The sequence below is a fragment of the Mesorhizobium sp. B2-4-15 genome, from assembly GCF_006658505.1.
GTDB lineage: Bacteria > Pseudomonadota > Alphaproteobacteria > Rhizobiales > Rhizobiaceae > Mesorhizobium.
Genome location: NZ_VFUZ01000005.1, coordinates 221,742 through 241,516, shown reverse-complemented (window position 1 = coordinate 241,516; position 19,775 = coordinate 221,742). Strand labels below are relative to the sequence as shown.

The 19,775-nt window shown below is 65.1% G+C and carries 13 protein-coding genes; 2 read left to right on the top strand and 11 right to left on the bottom strand.

The window, feature by feature from the left end; translation table 11 throughout:
- Nucleotides 1-70 precede the first annotated feature (70 nt).
- The 11 genes from addA to FJ930_RS08830 all read right to left on the bottom strand — a co-directional run bounded on the left by addA (nucleotide 71) and on the right by FJ930_RS08830 (nucleotide 17,248).
- Nucleotides 71-3,577, bottom strand: coding sequence for a double-strand break repair helicase AddA (gene addA / locus FJ930_RS08885; RefSeq protein ID WP_141836867.1), 3,507 nt, complete (start codon nucleotides 3,575-3,577; stop codon nucleotides 71-73).
- The gene (gene addB, locus FJ930_RS08880) at nucleotides 3,574-6,708 is read right to left on the bottom strand and encodes a double-strand break repair protein AddB (protein ID WP_141836865.1); all 3,135 of its coding nucleotides are present in this window, start codon (nucleotides 6,706-6,708) and stop codon (nucleotides 3,574-3,576) included. Before addB ends, addA begins: the two co-directional genes overlap by 4 nt.
- Complete coding sequence (locus tag FJ930_RS08875; RefSeq protein ID WP_141836862.1) at nucleotides 6,705-7,433, bottom strand: nucleotidyltransferase family protein; 729 nt, start codon at nucleotides 7,431-7,433, stop codon at nucleotides 6,705-6,707. Before FJ930_RS08875 ends, addB begins: the two co-directional genes overlap by 4 nt.
- Nucleotides 7,430-8,938 (bottom strand): tRNA (adenosine(37)-N6)-threonylcarbamoyltransferase complex ATPase subunit type 1 TsaE, encoded by a 1,509-nt coding sequence (gene tsaE, locus FJ930_RS08870; RefSeq protein WP_141836860.1) that lies wholly within the window; start codon nucleotides 8,936-8,938, stop codon nucleotides 7,430-7,432. The genes FJ930_RS08875 and tsaE overlap by 4 nt, the downstream gene beginning before the upstream one ends.
- A gap of 8 nt (nucleotides 8,939-8,946) precedes the next feature.
- On the bottom strand, nucleotides 8,947-11,502 hold the full coding sequence (locus FJ930_RS08865; protein WP_141836858.1) for a PAS domain-containing sensor histidine kinase: 2,556 nt from the start codon (nucleotides 11,500-11,502) through the stop codon (nucleotides 8,947-8,949).
- 199 nt (nucleotides 11,503-11,701) lie between these two features.
- Nucleotides 11,702-13,102 carry an adenosylhomocysteinase gene (ahcY, locus tag FJ930_RS08860; RefSeq protein WP_141836856.1) on the bottom strand — a complete coding sequence of 467 codons (1,401 nt, stop codon included), beginning with the start codon at nucleotides 13,100-13,102 and terminating at the stop codon, nucleotides 11,702-11,704.
- 182 nt (nucleotides 13,103-13,284) lie between these two features.
- A complete protein-coding gene (locus FJ930_RS08855) occupies nucleotides 13,285-13,581 on the bottom strand; it encodes an HPr family phosphocarrier protein (protein WP_141836854.1) in 297 nt (98 codons plus the stop codon).
- Nucleotides 13,578-13,979 carry a PTS sugar transporter subunit IIA gene (locus FJ930_RS08850; RefSeq protein ID WP_010912939.1) on the bottom strand — a complete coding sequence of 134 codons (402 nt, stop codon included), beginning with the start codon at nucleotides 13,977-13,979 and terminating at the stop codon, nucleotides 13,578-13,580. The genes FJ930_RS08855 and FJ930_RS08850 overlap by 4 nt, the downstream gene beginning before the upstream one ends.
- Before the next feature lie 164 nt (nucleotides 13,980-14,143).
- Nucleotides 14,144-14,590, bottom strand: a complete 447-nt coding sequence (locus tag FJ930_RS08840; RefSeq protein ID WP_181763320.1) for an HPr kinase/phosphorylase — start codon at nucleotides 14,588-14,590, stop codon at nucleotides 14,144-14,146.
- Between the two features lie 21 nt (nucleotides 14,591-14,611).
- A complete protein-coding gene (locus tag FJ930_RS08835; RefSeq protein ID WP_141836850.1) occupies nucleotides 14,612-16,396 on the bottom strand; it encodes a sensor histidine kinase in 1,785 nt (594 codons plus the stop codon).
- 150 nt (nucleotides 16,397-16,546) lie between these two features.
- Nucleotides 16,547-17,248, bottom strand: a complete 702-nt coding sequence (locus tag FJ930_RS08830; protein ID WP_010912942.1) for a response regulator transcription factor — start codon at nucleotides 17,246-17,248, stop codon at nucleotides 16,547-16,549.
- A 340-nt stretch (nucleotides 17,249-17,588) separates the two neighbouring features.
- Here FJ930_RS08830 and FJ930_RS08825 point away from each other — a divergent pair, with 340 nt between their 5' ends.
- Both FJ930_RS08825 and arfB read left to right on the top strand, forming a co-directional pair.
- Nucleotides 17,589-19,214 carry a phosphoenolpyruvate carboxykinase gene (locus tag FJ930_RS08825; protein ID WP_141836848.1) on the top strand — a complete coding sequence of 542 codons (1,626 nt, stop codon included), beginning with the start codon at nucleotides 17,589-17,591 and terminating at the stop codon, nucleotides 19,212-19,214.
- A 98-nt stretch (nucleotides 19,215-19,312) separates the two neighbouring features.
- Nucleotides 19,313-19,750 carry an alternative ribosome rescue aminoacyl-tRNA hydrolase ArfB gene (gene arfB / locus FJ930_RS08820; RefSeq protein ID WP_141836846.1) on the top strand — a complete coding sequence of 146 codons (438 nt, stop codon included), beginning with the start codon at nucleotides 19,313-19,315 and terminating at the stop codon, nucleotides 19,748-19,750.
- Nucleotides 19,751-19,775 lie beyond the last annotated feature (25 nt).

Genomic DNA, 19,775 nt, shown 5'->3' with positions numbered 1-19,775 from the left:
ATCCTTTCGAGAGTTCTTTGTCGCACCCAAATGTGGTGGTTGTCGCGCCCTTCTTCAAGCAGGTCTTGTGTCACGCTCCCGTGAGTCGGGCAAGGGCGTCATCCATGGCCCGGGCCGGCAGTTCGATCAGCCTTGGCGCCTCGGTAAACAGCAGAGCCGCCTTGACCTCCCGCCCGGGATAAAGCGGCTGCAGCAGGGCGCGATAGAGCGCAAGCTGCAGCACATAGGCCGGCGGGACTTCGGCGAGAGAGGCGGGTGCGGGCCGGTTGGTCTTGTAGTCGACGATCGAGACCGTGTCCGCGGTGACCGCCAAACGGTCGATCTTGCCCGAAATGGAGCGCTTTTTCCCCCTTACCTCCAGGCTGCCCATGATTGCGACCTCGGCACGGGAGGATGGCGCGAACAACTGGCCGAGGCGAGGGTCGGCAAGTATGGCAATGACCGATGCCAAGGCTTTTTGCTGCTCTGACGGCGGCCAGCCTGCCCCGACGCGCGCCAGGTAGCGCTCGGCCGCGCCCTCACGTGCATCCTCGGCCATGCCAGGCAACATCTGGAGCAGCTTGTGCAGCGTGAGCCCGCGCAGCACGGCAAAGCCGGGCTCCGCATCGGCGTCCAGCACCGGTGAAGCCTTGTCGACCACCGCCTCCTTGCCTTCATCGATCAGCGCCGACGCGCCGGATGGCGACAGCGGGCGCGGCAGGTCCTCGAAGGGCGGCAAGGGCCGGAACAAGGTCGCCGGCGACGGGCCGAAAGCATCGGCCTGCCGCGCCTGCTCACCGGAGCTCGGCGCGACCGGTGGCAGATTGGTGACATGAAAACGATGCACCGGCTCGCCGGTGGCGGTATGCGCGCGCTGTTCGCTCTCGGGCGCGCCGATCAGCGCGCGGCTGACGATCGAATGCCAGGTGCCGGCATTCGGTGCCCGCTTGCCGTGATAGCCACAGACGATCAGCCGGTCCTCGGCGCGGGTCATGCCGACATAGAGCAGCCGGCGATACTCGTCGTCGGCGAGTTCCCTTGCTCGCGCCGCAGCCGTTTTCGAAAAGCCGTTGGCGACATCGCTGGCCGAACGCCAGAGATAACCCTTGCCGTTCCAGTGCATGCCGGAGCCGTCGAAAGGCATCAGGCGTGGCAAATGCTGGTCGCTGAACGGGGCGGAGCCGCCATCGACCAGGAACACAACGGGTGCTTCCAGACCCTTGGCGGCGTGCACGGTCATGACGCGGACCTCGTCGCGGGTCTGGTCCATCTCACGCTTGATCTCGGGGCCGGCATTTTCCAGCGTCGACAGGAAGGCTTCCAGCCCAGGCAGGCCGGTCCGCTCCTCGGCAAGGCAGAAACTCAGGAATTCATCGAGAATATCGCCGGCTTCCGGCCCGAGCCGGGCGATCATCTTCCGGCGCACGCCATCGCGTGCCAGCAGGCCGGCATAGAACTCGAACACCGGCTTGAAGGCGGCTTCGCTGGCCCAGCCATCGAGTTGGGCGACGACCGCTGCCAAGGGCTCGCTTTGTTCGGCTTGCTGGCGCAGCGACGCCGCCAGCGACAGGCCGGGCGGCCTCTTCGCGGCGAGCGTGAAAAGCGCCTCCTCCGGCAGGTCGAAGATCGGACTGCGCAGGATTGCGGCCAGCGACAAATCGTCCTGCGGCTGGATCAGGAGATGGCCGAGCGCGATCAGGTCCTTGACCGCGATATGTCCGGGCAGGCTCAGCCGGTCGGCGCCAGCAACCGGAATGTCGCGGCGTTTGAGCGCTCGCGTCAGTGCGTGGACGAAACTGTCGCGCTTGCGCACCAGCACCAGCACGTCGCCCGGCCGCAGCCGCTTGCCGCGGCCTTCGATGATCTCGCCGCTGCCGATCCAGCCGGCAATGGTGGCCGCGACATTCTCGGCAACGCGTACCGCCGGCGCATGGGCATGGTCGATGGCCTGCGTCCAGTCGTCGGGCTCGTCGACGATATCGGCGCCGATCGACGGCCACACCTCGACATAGCCCGGCGCATCGGTGCGGATGGCCTTGTGGTTCAGCGGATCGGGATCGTGGCTGATGCCGCGCCGAACGACAGGATCGGCAAAGACGCGGTCGACGGCGGCCAGCACGTCATCGGTCGAACGGAACGACCAGGTCAGCTTGAGGTCGGCGAACGACGCCTCCGCATCGCGCACGCGGCCGGCGAACAACAACCGGCTATCGGCGAAGGAGTCGGGCGCCGCCCCCTGGAAGGAATAGATCGACTGTTTCTCGTCGCCGACGGCAAAGACCGTGCGGTGGATTCTGTCGCGTGCGCCGAAGCCGGCAAAGAATTCCTCGGCCAGCCGCTTCACCACCTCCCACTGATCCGGACTGGTGTCCTGCGCCTCGTCGAGCAGGATGTGGTCGATGCCCTGATCGAGCTTGTACTGCACCCAGGGGCCTGCATCGGGCCGTGCCAACAGGTTGACCGTCCGGGTGATCAGGTCGTTGAAGTCGAGAAAGCCGCGCCCACGCTTCAGCACTTCATAGCGGGCGATCAGCCAATCGGCGATGGTGAGTGCCGCGCGCGTGCCTTCCAGCATCCGGAACAGCGCCAGCCGGTCGACGGTTTCGATAATGGCGCCCGATGCCGAGCGATAGCGCTCGGCCAGGTCCGGCAATCGGTCGGTCAGCGCTTTCTTGAAGGCATTTGCCGGATCGTAGGGGGCGCCATCGGTCTTGAGGAAGGCTCTGGCAAGCAATTGCAGCCTGCGAACGGGATCGCCCTCCGCGAAGGCTTGGCGTGCATAGGGAAGGATGTTGTTCAGCACCGATCGGGCGTCGGTGGATTCGGCGGCCTGGACAAAGCCGGCAAAATAGTCGGGCAGGAAGCCCGGCAGCGGCCACACCGAGGCCGCTATGCCCTCGGCGGTCTGGCCGGGGCGGAAATGGAATTCATCGAACAAGGGCTGGAAGCCGTCAAGCCCGACCGCATCGAGGAAAAGCCGCAGCCCGTCCCGCTTGCGCACGATCTCGCCGAGCAGGGCATCTAGGCCGGCTTCACCGCCACGTTCCAGCACGGTGGCGAAGGCGTTGGCCAGGTCCCTGTCGCCGGCGGCCGAAATCATCTCGCGGCGCGCGGTGGCGAAGAGCGATGCCTCCATCTGGCTGTCGAGCATTTCGAAATGGGCCGGGATGTTGGCTTCCAGTGGAAACTGGTGGAGCACGGATTCGCAGAAAGCGTGGATGGTCTGGATCTTCAGTCCGCCGGGCGTCTCCAGCGCTTCGGCGAACAGGCGGCGCGCGCGGCGCATGGTGTCGCGGTCGGGCCGGCGCCCCTCCAGCGCCTCGATCTTCACGGCCAGTTCGGCGTCGCCGAGCGCCGTCCAGTCCGACAGCGTGGAAAAGACCCGGTTCGACATGTTGGCGGCGGCTGCGCGCGTATAGGTCAGGCACAGGATCTTCGACGGGTCGGTGCCGTTGAGCAGCAGCCGTATGACGCGCTGGGCCAGAACATGGGTCTTGCCCGAGCCGGCATTGGCCGACACCCAGGCGGAATTACCGGGATCGGCGGCGCGGGATTGGCTTGAAGCGGTGTCGCTCGGGACGGGATAGGCCTTCTTCATGCCTCCCCTCCCTCGTCACCGGCATCGCCGCCGGCCGACCATTCGAGCACGCGGGCGAGATGGTCGTAGTCGCCATCCGTCTCGCCTTCGCGAAACGGCAGCGCGCGCGATAGATAGCCGGTCTCCGGCTTGGCATAATGGATCAGCAGCTTCTCCAGCCGCGCCCAGGCCTCTTCGGCGAGATCGGTCGCGGTCCGCGGCTGGCGGTTGTGCTCGAGGATGGACTCCTCGAACACCTCGCCATTCGGCTTCAGCCGCACGAAGGCCAGCTGCGAGGGCTCGCGCGCGCCCAAATCCTTGAAGGCGCCGCGCTTGAGCAGTGCGCCCTCCAGCGCCAGTTGCGGGGCCAGCAGCGTGTGCGCCTGCGCCTTGGATGGTGAGGAGCCGGTCTTGTAATCCAGTATGTCGGCCATGCCGCCGGCCAGCAGATCGACACGGTCGGCGTAGCCGGACAGCGTCACGCCGGACTGGCCGACGACGGTCTTGCCGGCTCGCTCCTCGGCATGACGCCGGACCACCGCATCGGCGCGCGTGCGCTCCCACTCGATGATGTTGGCGGCGAGCTTCTCGAAGCGCGGCCACCACACCGCCTCGACATCGGCTGGAAGCGCTGCCTCGGCAAAGCACGCGCGGCCGGCGGCGATGAGGCTGGCGAGCGCGTCGGACGCGCGCGGATCGGCCACGCGCGACGAGAAGAGATGCAGGATGGCGTGGAACAGTGTGCCGCGCTCGGCCGCACCGGGATCGCGGATGAGCGGATCGAGCGGCATCAGGCCGAGGATCCGCCTTGCATAGACGGCGTAAGGATCGCGGCGCAGGGTTTCGATCTCGGTGACCGAGAAATGGCTTGGGCGCACCGGCAGCGGCGGCTTCGGCTGTGGTCGCGGCGCGAAATCCAGCTTCGGGCCGGTATCGAGCGCGCGCGCCCAGGCGAGCAATTCGTCGCCACGCCGGCGCAGTGCTGCTGCGTGCTCGTTGCCGATGAAGGTCAGCAGCCGCTGCAGCCAGCGCGATGGCACGGCGGGCGCGTCGCCGGCGCGGGCCGAGCGCGCCAGCACCACTTTCTTAGCGCCCATGGCCATCTGGAAATCATGCGCGGCGAGGCCGATGCGCCGTTCCGGCGGTTCGAGATCGATGCCGGTTTTCATCAGCCGCGACATGAAGCGGTCGCTCTCGGGTTTGCGGGGCCAAACGCCTTCGTTGAGGCCGCCGATGACCATCGTGTCGATATCCTGCAGCCGCGCCTCCAGCGCGCCCCAGATGGCGATGTTCCTGTCGGTACCCTGCGCCGGCTTGACCGTCTCGGGCGCGATCAGCGCGTCCATGACATCGGGCCATTCGCTGGCGGCAAAGGCCAGCGATGCCGACGCCGACACAAGCCCGCGCAGCAGTTCAGCGAGCTTGTCGCCGGCATCGCCGGCGTAGAGGTCACCAAGGCCGCCATCGGCGGTGCGGCCGAGATTTTCCAGAGTCTCGACGCTCGCCCGGACCAGCGCGGCAAGATCGGCATCCGGCTGACCACGAAACACCGAAAGCGGTGCCAGCGCTTCTGCCAGCCGTGCGAGGAGGGTTCGCGCATTCTCGATGGAGCGGACGGTGAGACGGGCAAACCAGAAGGGCGGGCGGCTATCATCGCCGAGTCCCGTGAGGCGGGCCTCGAACAGCTCCGGCAGCGAGGCAATGTCGGGGCGGCCGGTGCCGCCGCGCAGTGCCACCAGTTCGACCAGTTCCGCCGCATGCCGCACATTGGCGCGTTCGAGCCCGAGGCCGAGCAGCGGGTGCTTGAGCAGCGACAGCAGGCCGACCGGGTCGCCAGGCCGGAACACTGCCTCGAGCATCAGCCGGAGCAGGCTGGCCGCGGGCGTGTTGGCAAGCGGGGTGCCGCCGGAATCGTCGGCGACGACGCCGAAGCGTTTGAGCTCGACCGAGACGCGCCGCGCCAGCGCACGGTCGCCGGTGACGAGAGCCGCCCTTTGGCCCGGTACCTCGACCGCCTGCTTGAGCGCGACGGCGATGGCGATAGCTTCGTCGCGTTCGCTGGCCGCTTCGAGCAGCGTCACGTCGGCAAAGGCGCCGGCAATATCGGCTGCCGAAAACCCGTTGCGGGTCTCGGCCCACAATTCGGTGGTCTCGGCCGGCCGCAGTGCCTCGCCGACGAGGGCGGCGCGAAGCGCAAGCTGCGGCTCGGCCGTGCCGATCTCCTCGACATCCGAGCGCAGCACGCCGATCTTGCCGATCAGCCTGGCCAGGCCATATTGCGGATGGCCAAGCACGGCCGGGCGCGCGCCAGGGGCGACAAGCGCCTGGAAGGACGCTTCGTCCAGCGTCCGGTCGAGCCCGGGCAGCACGATGGCGCCGCCCGGCAAGCCAGCAATCGCGGCAAGCAATTCGGCCGTGGCAGGTATCGAGCCGGTGGACCCAGCGGCGATGACCGGCCCGACCGGCGGATTGCGCCGCAGCCGCGCCGCCTCGGTGCGGATCAGCGCGCTGCGGTGCGCGGCCGGATTGGAGCGGTCGCTCTCTCTAAGAAACCTCGGCCAGGCATCGGTGACGATGCCGAGAAATTCGAGCGTCACCTGCCACCATCCGGCAAGGTTGCCGGTCACCAGGTCGGCGAGCTTGCTCCAGTCGGTGCCTTCCGTCTCGATCTCGTCCATCAATGCAGCGAGATCGCGCGCCAGCCAGATCGCATCGGCGGTCGAGGCCGGGATGACGATTTCCTCGGCGAAGAGGGCGGCGACGTGAGCGGGCAGCCTGCGTTTCCATGCCCGCACCAGCGGCGTCAGCAGCAACAGGCGCTCGGTCGCGGCGATCGGTGGCGCAAGATCGATTGCCGCCGACGGCTCGGCGTCGAACGCGGCCTCGTCCTCGTCGAACTCGCCGAGCGGACGAATGACCGGCAGGATCGCCGAACCGCCACCGCCGCGTGCTTTCAAGCTGTCGACGAAGACCCCACGCAGAGCCCGCGCGGCGCGGCGCGTCGGCACATAGATGGTGACATCGGCCAAGGCGAGCGGATCGCCATCGAAACGGAACCCCGGAACCAGCCGGCCGGCAAGCAGCGCCTCGGCCAGCGTCGGCAGAAACGGCGCTCCAGGGGGGATCGAGAAAACGCGGCTTGGGCCGCTCATTGCGGCTCGGTTAGCGCGCTGGCGACCGCTGCTTCGGCAAGCGGGATGGCATCGGGTATGCCGACGGTGATCCAATGGCCCTGCATCGGCATGCCGTACAGGCGGTCGGCGGCAATGGCCTTGTCGAAATAGGCGTTGAGCGAATGCGGTTCGGTCGGCGCGTCCTTGAACAGGCGCGGATGGATGATCGCGGCGCCGGCATAGATCAGGCCTGCCGGATCGCCTTTTGAACGCCGCAACGCACCGTCCGGCGCCACCAGGAAATCGGTGCTGCCACAATGTCCTGTCGCCTGATGGAGGTCCGCCAGCATCAGCAGAATATCCATTTTCGCCGCGTCCCATGCAAGGGCGAGGCGGCCGAGATTGAGCGGGCCGTGGTCGATCCAGAATGTGTCGGCGTTGAGGAGGTAGAAGGGTTCTCCACCCAACTCTGGCAGCGCCTTGACGATGCCGCCGGCGGAATCGAGCAGCCGTTCGCTCTCGTCGGAAATGATGATCCGCGGCGCGCGGCGCGCGGCGACATGGGCGACGATCTGTTCGGGAAAATAATGGACGTTGACCACGGCCTTGACGACGCCGGCGGCGGCCAGGCTGTCGAGGCCCCAGTCAAGCAGCGTCTTGCCGGCGATCGTGACCAGCGGCTTGGGGATCGTGTCGGTGATCGGCCGCATGCGCTTGCCGAGCCCGGCGGCAAGTACGATGGCGGTGTCCGGTCTTGCTGTCACAGCGTTCGTTCCTCAAGCAGCCCATGCGTGTCGTAGAAATCCCGCAGGCTGGCGAGCGCGGGATGCGACAGCGCCCTGCGCAGATAGTCGCGGATGCGCGGCAGGTGCCTGAGATAATAGGGTTTGCCGTCCCGCTTTTCGAGGCGCACGAAAATGCCGAGGATCTTGGAATTGCGCTGCGCGGCCATGATTGCATAGGCCTCCAGGAAACTCTCTTCGTCGAAGACACCCGCTGCACGGCGCGCTGCCACATAGGCATCGAGCGTCTGCTTCTCGATCTCCGGCGAAATGGTGACGCGGGCGTCCATGGCGAGCGAGGCGACGTCATAGGCCGAAGGTCCGATCAACGCGTCCTGGAAATCGACGATGCCCAGCCGGTCATGGCCGGAGCGGTGGCCGCGCCAGATGATGTTGGGCGAATGGAAGTCGCGCAGCATCAGCGTGTATTCGCTGCCCTGCAACCGGTCGAAAAGCGCGTTCCATTCCCTGGTGTAACCCGTCCGCAGGTCGTCGCTGGCCGGGCCGCCCGATATCGCCGGCACATACCAGTCGACCAGCAGGTCGGCTTCGATCATCATGGCGTCACGGTCGAACGGCGGCACGTCGTGGAAGCGGTTCGGTGCCGCTTCAAGACGCCGCGGCCAGCTCTTGCCATGCATCATGGCCAGCAGTTCGGCCGCCGCTGCGTAGCGCGCGGCAACAGGCTCGCCCTCCTTGCCGAGAAAACCTTGCGTACCGAGATGTTCGAGCAGGAGGAAGCCCTGGTCCAGGTCCTCTGCAAGGATTTCGGGGACACTGACACCGCCGGCTTTCAAGGCGCGGTCGATGGCGACGAAAGCGGAGACCGACTGGGCGGTGTGGGCAATCACCGCATAGGGTTTGCCGTCACGCACCGGCGGGCCGAGCACCAGCCGTGGCGAATTCATCAGCACCTGTTCCCGACCGGCAAGTGTCACGATCTCATAGGAGCGGGCCGAGGCATCGCCGATGAAATGGCGGCGGTGGGCTTCGCCCCAGCCGGCGCTTTCCAGGAAACCGCGCATGGCCAGCGATCGCGCCGCGCGGTCGAAAGCCGCCCCTTGCCCCGACAGACGCGCCAGGCGGCCTTCGCCATGCTGGACGAGTTCGATCAGGACGGTCGTTTTCGGCAGTTCGCCTTCGGCCCGTTCCGGCCATTCGAGAAGGGCGGCACCTTGCGTCAGGGCTTCCTCGAAACCGAGTTCGTCGAGCTCGCGCGCCGACGACAGGCGGTAGAGGTCGAAATGATGGACCGGAATGCGCGTGTCGTAGCTCTGCACCAGCGTAAAGGTCGGGCTCGGCACGTCGAGGCCGGCATCGTCCGCCAACGTCCGGATCAGCGCCCGCGCCAGCGTTGACTTGCCGGCGCCGAGATCGCCCTTGAGCGCCAGCACGTCGCCCACGCGCAGTGCCAGCGCCAGATCCTCGCCCAGCCGCGCCGTCTGTATCTCGTCGGCGAGCAGACGCTCGAGCACCGGTTCCGTCATCGAACGCGCTACTCGGCCGCGGCGCGCATGCCCGGCATGTCGGGGAAGGTGCAGATGACGGTCGTGCCCTTGTCCTTGCCGGTTTCGATGCGGACGCCGCCGCCGTGCAATTCTACGAAGCTCTTGACGATCGACAGGCCGAGGCCCGCGCCGCGCCGACGTCCGCCATTGGCGCGCGGTTCGAAGCGGCGAAACACCGAATCGAGCACATCCGGCGGCATGCCGGGGCCATCGTCATGAACCGAGAATTCCACCCCGTCCGCAAGCTGGCGGCAGGCGAGCCGGATGGTGCTGGCCTCCGGGGCGTAATTGGCGGCGTTGCTGAGCAAATTATAGAGGATCTGCCGGATGCGGGTTTCGTCGCCGTGGAACGTCTTCGGCGCCTCGGCGGCATTGACCTCGAGACGGATCGAATGCTCCTGCAACCGATCGGCGATCAGTTCGGCGGCAGCCGCGATGGTGCGGTCGACATGAACCTCGGAGATGTCGAGCTGCATGATGCCGGCATCGACGGTCGCGAGATCGAGTATGTCGTTGACGATGGTCAGCAGCACCGAGGAGGACGAGCCGACATGCTCGACATATTCGCGCTGTTTCTGGTTGAGCGGGCCGGTCGTCGGCAAGGACAGAAGTTCGGTGAAGCCGATGATGTTGGTCAGCGGCGAACGCAATTCGTAGGACACGTGCTGGACGAAGTCGTTCTTGAGCTGGTCCGATTTTTCCAGGGCCTCGTTCTTGTCCTTCAGCGCGCGTTCGACATGGACGCTGTCGGTGACGTCGACGAAGGTCATCATCACCTGGCCGTTGGGCAAGGGGATCACGGCGTAACGCAGCACGGTGCCGTTGTTGAGCTCGGTCTGGCCATGGCGGTCGCGGCGCTCGTCGTCGAACCCGGTGATGGCGGCGACGAAACCGGGCCAGGGGCTGTCCGCCGTCTGCCGGTCGCAAAGGTCGCGTATGGTCGAGACGTGCACATTGGGCTTGGCGGCGTCCGCCCCAAGTCCCCACAGCGCGGCGAAGGCCGGGTTCGATAGCCGCAGCCTGCCATCCGGGCCGAACACGGCAACGCCCTCGGCGAGGTTGTCCAGCGTTTCGCCCTGGACCCGCACCGCGGTGCGGTAGCGGCTCTCCAGGTCCATCTTCTCGGTCAGGTTCTCGAACACCCAGGTGACGCCGCCCTTGGGCTGCGGATTGGCGACGACGCGGATGGTCTTGCCGTCGGGCAGATGCCACCAGTGCTCCTGCGATTCCACCGCGCGGTAGGCGCCGAGCAGGCCTTCCTTCCAGCGGCGCCATTCGGGCTGTTCGGCGATCTTGCCCTCGCTGCGCAGCCGGTCGAGCAGCAGCGCATTGTCTGGCGCGCTATGCAGGAAGCCGCTGTCGAGCCCCCACAGTTTCTGGAACGCCTGATTGAAGAAGCGCAGCTTCTCGTCGGTGTCGAAGATGGCGACCGCGGTGTTGAGCTGGTCGAGCGTGTCGGCGTGGCTGCGCACCGTGCGCTCATATTCGCCGCGAATGGTCTCAATGGCGCTGGTGTCGCAGGCAAGGCCGGCCGAGCCGTCGGCGCCGGCGAAGTCGGTCACCGCGAACACGCGGCGGTCGCCCTCGATCACCGTCGAAAGCGACTGCTCGAAAACCGGGTGCGATTTGTGCTGCGCGGCGATTGTCTCACGTGCCTGGCCGCCGAGGAACTCCTTGGCATCACGGACGGCGGCTTCCGCGCTCTCGGCTTCGACGGCGTCGGCATAGGCCCGGTTGACCCATTTCAGCCGCCCGTGCTCGTCGCGCAGCCATGCCGGCATCTTCAGCGCCTCGAGCAGACCGATCAGCGTGTCATGATCGGCGGCCAGCCGCTGGTTGTCGATCTTCAGCCGGGCCTGGCTTCGCTGTGTCTCGGAAAGCGAGACAAACCGCACCAGTATGTGCGCCGCGCTCTTGCGGCCATGCACTTCGAGCGGAGCGCCGGCTTGGGATTCGATGATGAGGTCGAAGGGCCTCGCCTTTTCGCGCAAGCCCGCGACGGCATGCTCGAGCGCCGCCGCCGAGCGCGGCATCAACCAGCGGCCGAAGGCCAGGAAAGCCGCCCGCTCCTCAGGCGCGCCGCTTTCGACCGGCAAGGTGCCGATGAGTTCGGGCTTCTTGTTCTCGGCAGCCCAGACGACCACACGCTGGTCGCGCAGATTGAGCAACGCTTCCGAACGGCGCAGCGCCGCGTTGACGTCGGCGATGCGGCTTCTCAGTTCGACATTTTCCGCCGAGGTGCGGGCCCGTTCGCGGATGAGAACGATGGCCGACAGAAAGGCCGCGCCCGTCACGCCGACGAACACGGCAAGCTGCATCACCTCGATCGTGCTGATTGATAGACCGGCTGCCGGTACGCCAGCGCCCTGGGCACGTGCCACCGCGCCAAGCAAGGGACTGGCAAGCGTGGAGCCGGCAAGCAACAGTCCAGCGCGGCCACGCCATGAAAGACGCCCGCGCCGTGTTGGGGAGCCTGTGGTCCCCGAATCGTCATGGCCGCCGGAAACGGCCCGTCCCGCTCCGTGCGGGTATTGCCCCGGCATGTCTTGGTCCTCTCCGCCGCCTGAATGCAAGACCGCCCTGAAACGCGCCTCTCTGATCCCCTCTCGGGCCGGAAGCGTCGCGAATCACCTGACAATAAACCCTCGCCGAATCGCCGTGAAGGCTGGTCGCGCGCAAAAATAAAGCCGGGCGAAAAGTCAATCGCTCGGCCTCAATATCTGGTAGGAAATTTAGCTTTGGTTAATAGCGGTAGTGTTCCGGCTTGAACGGACCCTGCGGCGTAACGCCGATATAGGCGGCCTGCTCACCCGACAGCTCGGTCAGGCGGGCGCCGAGCTTATCGAGATGCAGGCGGGCGACCTTTTCGTCGAGATGCTTGGGCAGGACATAGACCTGGTTCTGGTACTGCTCGCCCTTGGTGAACAGCTCGATCTGGGCCAGCACCTGGTTGGTGAAGGAAGCCGACATGACGAAGCTTGGATGGCCGGTCGCGTTGCCGAGATTGAGCAGGCGGCCTTCCGACAAGAGGATCATCCGCTTGCCGTCCGGGAAGGTGATCATGTCGACCTGCGGCTTGACGTTGGTCCATTTCAAATTGCGCAGCGACGCCACCTGGATCTCGTTGTCGAAGTGACCGATGTTGCCGACGATCACCATGTCCTTCATCGACCGCATATGGTCGAGGGTGACGACATCCTTGTTGCCGGTGGTGGTGATGACGATGTCGGCTGTCGGAGCCGCGTCTTCCAGCGTGACCACTTCAAAGCCGTCCATCGCCGCCTGCAGGGCGCAGATCGGGTCGACCTCGGTGACCTTGACGCGGGCGCCGGCGCCCTTGAGCGAGGCCGACGAACCCTTGCCGACGTCGCCATAGCCGCAGACGACCGCGACCTTGCCGGCCATCATCGTGTCGGTGCCGCGGCGGATGCCGTCGACCAGCGATTCCTTGCAGCCGTACTTGTTGTCGAACTTCGACTTGGTGACCGAGTCGTTGACGTTGATGGCCGGGAAGGGCAGCAGGCCCTTCTTCTGCAGCTGATACAGCCGGTTGACGCCGGTCGTCGTCTCTTCGGTGACGCCACGGATCGCTTCCCTCTGCTTGGTGAAGAAGCCGGGCGAGGCCTTCAGGCGCTTCTTGACCTGGGCGTAGAAATATTCCTCTTCCTCGCTCTGCGGATTGGACAGCACGTCCTCCCCGGCTTCGGCGCGGGCGCCGATCAGGATGTACATGGTGGCGTCGCCGCCATCATCGAGGATCATGTTGGAGAGGCCGCCATCGGCCCACTGGAAGATCCGGTCGGTGTAGTCCCAGTACTGTTCGAGGCTCTCGCCCTTGACGGCGAAGACCGGAATGCCGGCCTCGGCGATAGCTGCCGCGGCGTGATCCTGGGTCGAGAAGATGTTGCAGGAAGCCCAGCGGATATCGGCGCCGAGCGCCTTCAGCGTTTCGATCAGAACCGCGGTCTGGATGGTCATGTGCAGGGAGCCGGTGATGCGCGCACCCTTGAGCGGCTGCTTGGCGCCGAATTCCTCGCGGCAGGCCATCAGGCCCGGCATTTCGGTTTCGGCGATATCGAGTTCCTTGCGGCCCCAGCCGGCAAGCGAGATGTCGGCGACCACATAATCCTTGCTACCCGTCATGGCAGTACTCCGATGCGAATTGTTATGCTTGCGAATTGGTTGCGGATGCGCCCGCGCTGGCAGGCGCATCGAAGGGCGCGAATTGCCGGCCTGACTAGCAGATCGGCATCCAGACGACAATGGGATATAAAGAAATCTTTATCCCTGCATGTCTCTCGGACATGCCTTGGCGGTGCACGGGATCAGCATTCCTCGCCGAAGCGGGAGGCAACGAGTTGTTCCAATGCGTCCATGACCTCGAGCGCCTCCGGCCCACTGGCGGTGACGCGGATCGACAATCCAGGGCTTGCGGCCAGCATCATCAGACCCATGATCGAGGTGCCGCCGACCTTGACGCCGTCTTTCTCGACATGGACGGATGCGTTGAAGCCGCTGGCGAGCTGGACGAATTTCGCGGAGGCACGTGCGTGCAGGCCGCGCTGGTTGACGATCGGAAAATCGCGGACGATCTGGTCCTTTTCCGATGAAACCATGCTCATTTGCTGCTCAGGAGTTGGCTGGCGACGTTGATGTATTTGCGGCCCGCGGCCTGCGCCTCGTCGAGCGCGGCGGCCATGTTGTCGCCCTTGCGGATCGAGGACAGCTTGATCAGCATCGGCAGGTTCATGCCGGCGATCACCTCGGTGCGGCCGGACTCCATCACCGAGATCGCGAGGTTCGATGGCGTGCCGCCGAACATGTCGGTCAGCACGATGACGCCGGCGCCGGTATCGACCCGGGCCACGGCGTCGACGATGTCGCGGCGACGCTGTTCCATATCGTCGTCGGCACCGATCGCCACGGTTTCGAAATTGTCTTGTGGCCCGACGACATGTTCGACGGCATGTCGGAACTCGGTGGCCAGTTGACCGTGCGTTACAAGCACGAGTCCGATCATTCTTTGGTGGCTCCCGTCATCGCCGCTTCACAGGCGCATTTTATGCTCGCCAGCCATTCCGGGCGGCGGGAGCGCTATCTTGTCGACGCGCGGCCCGTTGACAAGCCCCAAATTGCGACGGCCCATGCCATTTTGACGCATTGCAGCAAAAAAACCCGGACGGATCATAAAAAAGGCGAGATCGACAACCGCGCCATCACGGCAGGCAGGGCCGCTGCGACATTGCGCTCGGCGACATCGATCCGCGGCACCGCGCAGCCGGCGATGTTGGTGCTGGCGTCCACCTGGAAACGCGCGATTTCATCAGCCGGCAGCAGGCGCAGGTGCAGGTCGACGACGCAGGCCGGTTCGAACGTCAGGGGCCGCGGACCCAGCCGCGGCACCTCGGCCAGGCCTGCTATGGTCGCGGGCGCGCGGCACACCAGCCGCCCCGCATGCGCCGCGACGAAAAGCTGATCGTCGCTGACCAGCCGCGAAAACATTCCGCGCTGCCGGCAATGGTCGATGAGCGCCAGCGCCAGCGTCGTTTTGCCCGAACCGGAAGCGCCGCCGATGAGCACGCCACGCTCGCCGATCAGGACCGCCGTTGCGTGGATGTTTTCAGGTTTCACGAATTGAATCTTCGGTCGGCGTCACGCTTCGGCCGGCAGCGTCACGACGAAGCGCGCGCCCTTGATCTCGCCCGGCTTGGTGCCGGGGATGTTCTCGGCGGTCAGCGTGCCGCCATGGGCCTCGACGATCTGCCTCGAGATGGACAGACCAAGGCCCGAATTCTGGCCGAACGCCTCGCCGGCCGGCCGGTCGGTGTAAAAGCGCTCGAAGATGCGGTCGATGTTGTCGGCGCGAATGCCGGGCCCGTTGTCGTCGACGGTCAGGATATTGAACTTGCCGGCGCGCGCCAGCGACAGGATGATATGGCCGTGGTCCTCGGGAACGAAGGAGCGCGCATTCTCGATCAGGTTGGTGATGACCTGGCCGATGCGCAGGTCGTGGCCGACGACGAAATAGCCTTTGACGCCCTGCGGCAGCTTGGCGATCCTGAGCTCGATCTCGACAACCTTCTTGTTGCGGGTGGCCTCACGCGACACGGCGACGAGGTCGGTGACGAATTTTTTCAGGTCCACGGTTCCGGCGTCTTCGCGCGCGAGTTCGGCGTCGAGGCGGGAAGCGTCGGAAATGTCGGTGATGAGGCGATCCAGCCGTTTGACGTCATGCTGTATGATCTCCATCAGCCGCGCGCGTGAAGTATCGTTTTTCGCCAAGGGCAATGTTTCCACCGCACTGCGCAGCGAGGTCAGCGGGTTCTTCAGCTCATGTGAAACATCGGCGGCGAAGCTTTCGATCGCCTCGATACGCGCATAGAGCGCGTTGGTCATGTCGCGCACCGCGACCGAAAGGTTGCCGATCTCGTCCTGTCGGTCGGAAAAGTCCGGGATCTCCTCACGGCTCTTCACGCCGCGCCGCACCCGCACCGCCGCCGCCGACAGCCGCCTCAGCGGGTTGGCGATGGTCGAGGCCAGAAGCATCGACAGGATGGCGGTGACCAGCGCCGCGATGCCGAACACGCGCAGGATCGCCTTGCGTTCGGCGGCGACGATCTTGTCGATGTCGCCGCCCTCGGTCGACAGCATCAGCACGCCGAGTACGGCGCGGAAGCGCTGGATCGGAACGGCCACCGACACGATCTGCTCGCCCTGTTCGCTGACACGCACGATGGTCGAGGGGCTGCCGGTCAGCGCCTTGATCACTTCCGGGTAGGCGGCGCCATTGCCGCCCGGCTGCTCGTGGTAAACGGGCAGATCGGTGTTGCGGAAGAAGTCGAAGATGAATTTCTGGATGCGCTCGACAAGGTCGGGCTCTTCCTCGTCGACCGGCGGCAGGTCGTAGCGCAGGATCTGGCCGCGCGAATAGAGGTGGCGCGAATCCAGCAGCAGGTTGGCATCACGGTCATAGATGCGGGCGCGTGTGCGGGTCGGCGAGATCAACCGGCGCAGCACCGGGGCGACGCGTTCCGGATTGATCGGAAAGTCCAGATTGTCGAGCTGGTCGGAGCCCGGCCCCAGGCTTTCGCCCGCCTGCAGCTCAAGCAGTTTTTCCGGATCGATGCTGATCGAGTCGGTCTCGACTGTCGCCGATGCGGCGATCGCGCCGGCAATGATCTCACCCTGAGTCATCAGGCTTTCGACGCGGGCGTCGATCAGCCCGTCGCGGAAGGTGTTGAGATAGAGGATGCCGGTAACAAGGACGGCGAGACCGGCGAGGTTGAGGAAGAGGATGCGCCGCGTCAGGCTGGAAAAGATGTGATGGCCGAGGAAGCGGCGCATCGGCACCGTGATCCTCGAAACGAAGGACGGCATGATACGCGACGGCCGCCTGGTGGCGCCCGCCGGTCTGCTTCGTTGTGCTTCAACTGCCATCGAATAGCAGTTCCCTGCTTAATTAGTGAGTAGGCAGTAGGCAGTAGGGAATAGAAAAATGGCTGGCTGACCGGCTATGGATGAGTGGCCGCTAGCACCATTCAAAACTGACTACCGACTATTCCCTACTGCCTACTCACTACTGCCTATTCATGCCTCGCGGAACCGGTATCCGACTCCATAAAGGGTCTCGATCATTTCGAAGTCGTCGTCGACGGCCTTGAACTTCTTGCGCAGCCGCTTGATGTGGCTGTCGATGGTGCGGTCGTCGACATAGACCTGTTCATCATAAGCCGAATCCATCAGCGCATCACGGCTTTTTACCACACCGGGACGCTGCGCCAGTGAATGCAGGATCAGGAATTCGGTGACGGTGAGGGTCACCGGCTCGCCCTTCCAGGTGCAGGTGTGGCGCTCCTGGTCCATGACGAGTTGGCCGCGCTCGAGCGAGCGAGCTTGCTGGCTGGGCGCCTTGGCCGCAGCCTCGCGGGCACTGGCGCGGCGCAGCACGGCGCGCACCCGCTCGACCAGCAGGCGCTGCGAGAACGGTTTGCGGATGAAGTCGTCGGCGCCCATCTTGAGGCCGAACAACTCATCGATCTCGTCGTCCTTGGAGGTCAGGAAGATCACCGGCAGGTCGGATTTCTGGCGCATCCGGCGCAGAAGCTCCATGCCGTCCATGCGCGGCATCTTGATATCGAGGATGGCAAGATTCGGCGGCCGAGCCGCCAGGCCTTCCAGCGCGGACGCACCATCCGTATAGGTCTCGACGCGATACCCCTCGGATTCGAGGGCGATCGACACCGACGTCAGAATGTTGCGGTCGTCATCGACAAGCGCGATTGTTGCCATTTCAAGCGGCTCCCTCATGAGCTGTCCCTTCTTTCGCAGAGAAGGGGCTTTTGCAGGACAAATTAGGTACAAAATGTGGCATAGGCCTTGTCCGCTGTCACGGGCGGCGTCCGGCGGCCACAATCCTACCTCGACATGGATTGGACGAACGAACACGGCCAATCCTTTGGGCAACCACGAAACTTTTTGCACATATAAACGATTTAAACAACTTTCAAATTTTTTAAATCGATTAATGATTTGATATCATTTGGCTTTTCTGGTTTTGCCATCTTTGCCCGGACAGCGGGCATGCTGGAATACGTCAGCAAAGACGCGGCAAATCGGAGAAGGGTCACCAATGTCGGAAGTCGGCAAACGCAATCCTGCCTGTGCGATCGATCGTATCGGTCTCAAAACCTCCGGCGTGGTGCGCTACAATTTCGGCGCGGCCGCTCTTTATGAGGAATCGATCAGGCGCAACGAGGCCCGGCTGACCGCCCATGGCGCGCTGGTCGCCGAAACCGGACAGCACACCGGCCGCTCGCCCAAGGACAAGTTCGTCGTCCGTGACGACGCCACCGAACCGCATGTCTGGTGGGACAACAACAAGGCGCTTTCGCCGTCTCAGTTCGAGACGCTGCTCGCCGATTTCCGCGCCCATGCCGCGGACAAGGACCTCTACGTGCAGGACCTGGTCGGCGGCGCCGATACGGAGCTGAAGCTGCCCACCCGCGTGATCACCGAATTCGCCTGGCACTCGCTGTTCATCCGCAATCTGCTCATACGCCCGGATAACGCCGAACTCGAGCAGTTCGTAGCCGAGATGACGATCATCGACCTGCCGTCCTTCCGCGCCGACCCTGCTCGCCATGGCAGCCGCACCGAAACTGTGATCGCGGTCGATCTCACCCGCAAGATCGTGCTGATCGGCGGCACGTCCTATGCCGGCGAGATGAAGAAGTCGGTGTTCACCATGCTCAACTACCTGTTGCCGGAAAAGGGCGTGATGCCGATGCACTGCTCGGCCAATGAGGGCCCCGCCGGCGACGCCGCGATCTTCTTTGGCCTGTCGGGCACCGGAAAGACGACGCTGTCGGCCGATCCGTCGCGCACGCTGATCGGCGACGACGAGCATGGCTGGGGTCCGCACGGCATCTTCAATTTCGAAGGCGGCTGCTACGCCAAGACGATCAAGCTGTCGGCGGAAGCCGAGCCGGAGATCTTCGCCACCACGCAGCGCTTTGGCACGGTGCTGGAAAATGTCGTGCTCGACGCCGATGCCGTGCCGGACTTCAACGACGGCCGGCTCACCGAAAACACCCGTTGCGCCTACCCGCTCGACTTCATCCCCAACGCCTCGAAGACCGGGCGCGCCAGTCATCCCAGGAACATCATCATGCTGACCGCTGACGCTTTCGGCGTCATGCCACCGATCGCGCGCCTGACCCCGGCGCAGGCGATGTACCATTTCCTCTCCGGCTATACGGCCAAGGTCGCAGGCACCGAAAAGGGCGTAACCGAACCCGAGGCGACGTTCTCGACCTGTTTCGGCGCACCGTTCATGCCGCGCCATCCATCGGAATACGGCAATCTGCTGCGCGAGCTGATCGCCCGCCATGGCGCTGATTGCTGGCTGGTCAACACCGGCTGGACCGGCGGCGCCTACGGCACCGGCAAGCGCATGCCGATTAAGGCGACGCGCGCTCTGCTTGCCGCGGCACTCGACGGCTCGCTGAAGACAGGCGTGTTCCGCACCGACGCCAATTTCGGCTTCGAGGTGCCGGTGGCGGTGCCCGGCGTCGACAGCGCCATCCTCGATCCGATGATTCTGGACCCCCGGGCGACCTGGGCCGACAAGGCTGCCTATGACCGGCAGGCGGCAAAGCTGGTCGGCATGTTCGCCGTCAATTTCGAGAAATTCGAACCGCATGTCGATGCAACCATCATGGGGGCAGCGCCCCGCATGCAGGAAGCGGCGGAGTAACCGCCCGAATCGCTGAGCATCATTGTCGCTCGGCACCATTGAAGGCCCGGTTTCGATCGGGCCTTTTCTTTTTCGGTCCGCCGCGCCATGACTGCGGCATGCCGACCGACGACCACATCATCATATCAGGCGAAGCGGTGATCCATCCGGGCGACCTGCACGAGGATTTCATCCGCTCGTCCGGCCCCGGCGGCCAGAACGTCAACAAGGTGGCGACGGCGGTACAGCTGCGCTTCGACGCGGCCAACGCCGCCGGCCTGTCGGAGCGGGTACGCGCGCGGACAATCAAGCTTGCCGGCCAGCGCGCCACCAAGGACGGCGTCATCGTCATCGAGGCCGGGCGCTTCCGAACCCAGGAGCAGAACCGGGCGGATGCAAGGGCAAGGCTCACGGCGCTGGTCGCCAAGGCGGCGGAACCGCCGCCGCCGCCACGCAAGAAGACGCGGCCCTCGAAAGGCGCGGTCGAGCGGCGGCTGAAGAGCAAGGCCGGACGCGGCACGATCAAGAAGCTGCGCGGCCGGGTGGAGAACGATTAGGCACCACACCAAGGTAGCGTCGTTT

Coding starts and splice junctions, on each gene's coding strand:
- addA (WP_141836867.1), bottom strand. CDS start 3,577: ATGAAGAAGGCCTATCCCGTCCCGAGCGACACCGCTTCAAGCCAATCC.
- addB (WP_141836865.1), bottom strand. CDS start 6,708: ATGAGCGGCCCAAGCCGCGTTTTCTCGATCCCCCCTGGAGCGCCGTTT.
- tsaE (WP_141836860.1), bottom strand. CDS start 8,938: ATGACGGAACCGGTGCTCGAGCGTCTGCTCGCCGACGAGATACAGACG.
- FJ930_RS08865 (WP_141836858.1), bottom strand. CDS start 11,502: ATGCCGGGGCAATACCCGCACGGAGCGGGACGGGCCGTTTCCGGCGGC.
- ahcY (WP_141836856.1), bottom strand. CDS start 13,102: ATGACGGGTAGCAAGGATTATGTGGTCGCCGACATCTCGCTTGCCGGC.
- FJ930_RS08855 (WP_141836854.1), bottom strand. CDS start 13,581: ATGAGCATGGTTTCATCGGAAAAGGACCAGATCGTCCGCGATTTTCCG.
- FJ930_RS08850 (WP_010912939.1), bottom strand. CDS start 13,979: ATGATCGGACTCGTGCTTGTAACGCACGGTCAACTGGCCACCGAGTTC.
- FJ930_RS08835 (WP_141836850.1), bottom strand. CDS start 16,396: ATGGCAGTTGAAGCACAACGAAGCAGACCGGCGGGCGCCACCAGGCGG.
- FJ930_RS08830 (WP_010912942.1), bottom strand. CDS start 17,248: ATGGCAACAATCGCGCTTGTCGATGACGACCGCAACATTCTGACGTCG.
- FJ930_RS08825 (WP_141836848.1), top strand. CDS start 17,589: ATGTCGGAAGTCGGCAAACGCAATCCTGCCTGTGCGATCGATCGTATC.
- arfB (WP_141836846.1), top strand. CDS start 19,313: ATGCCGACCGACGACCACATCATCATATCAGGCGAAGCGGTGATCCAT.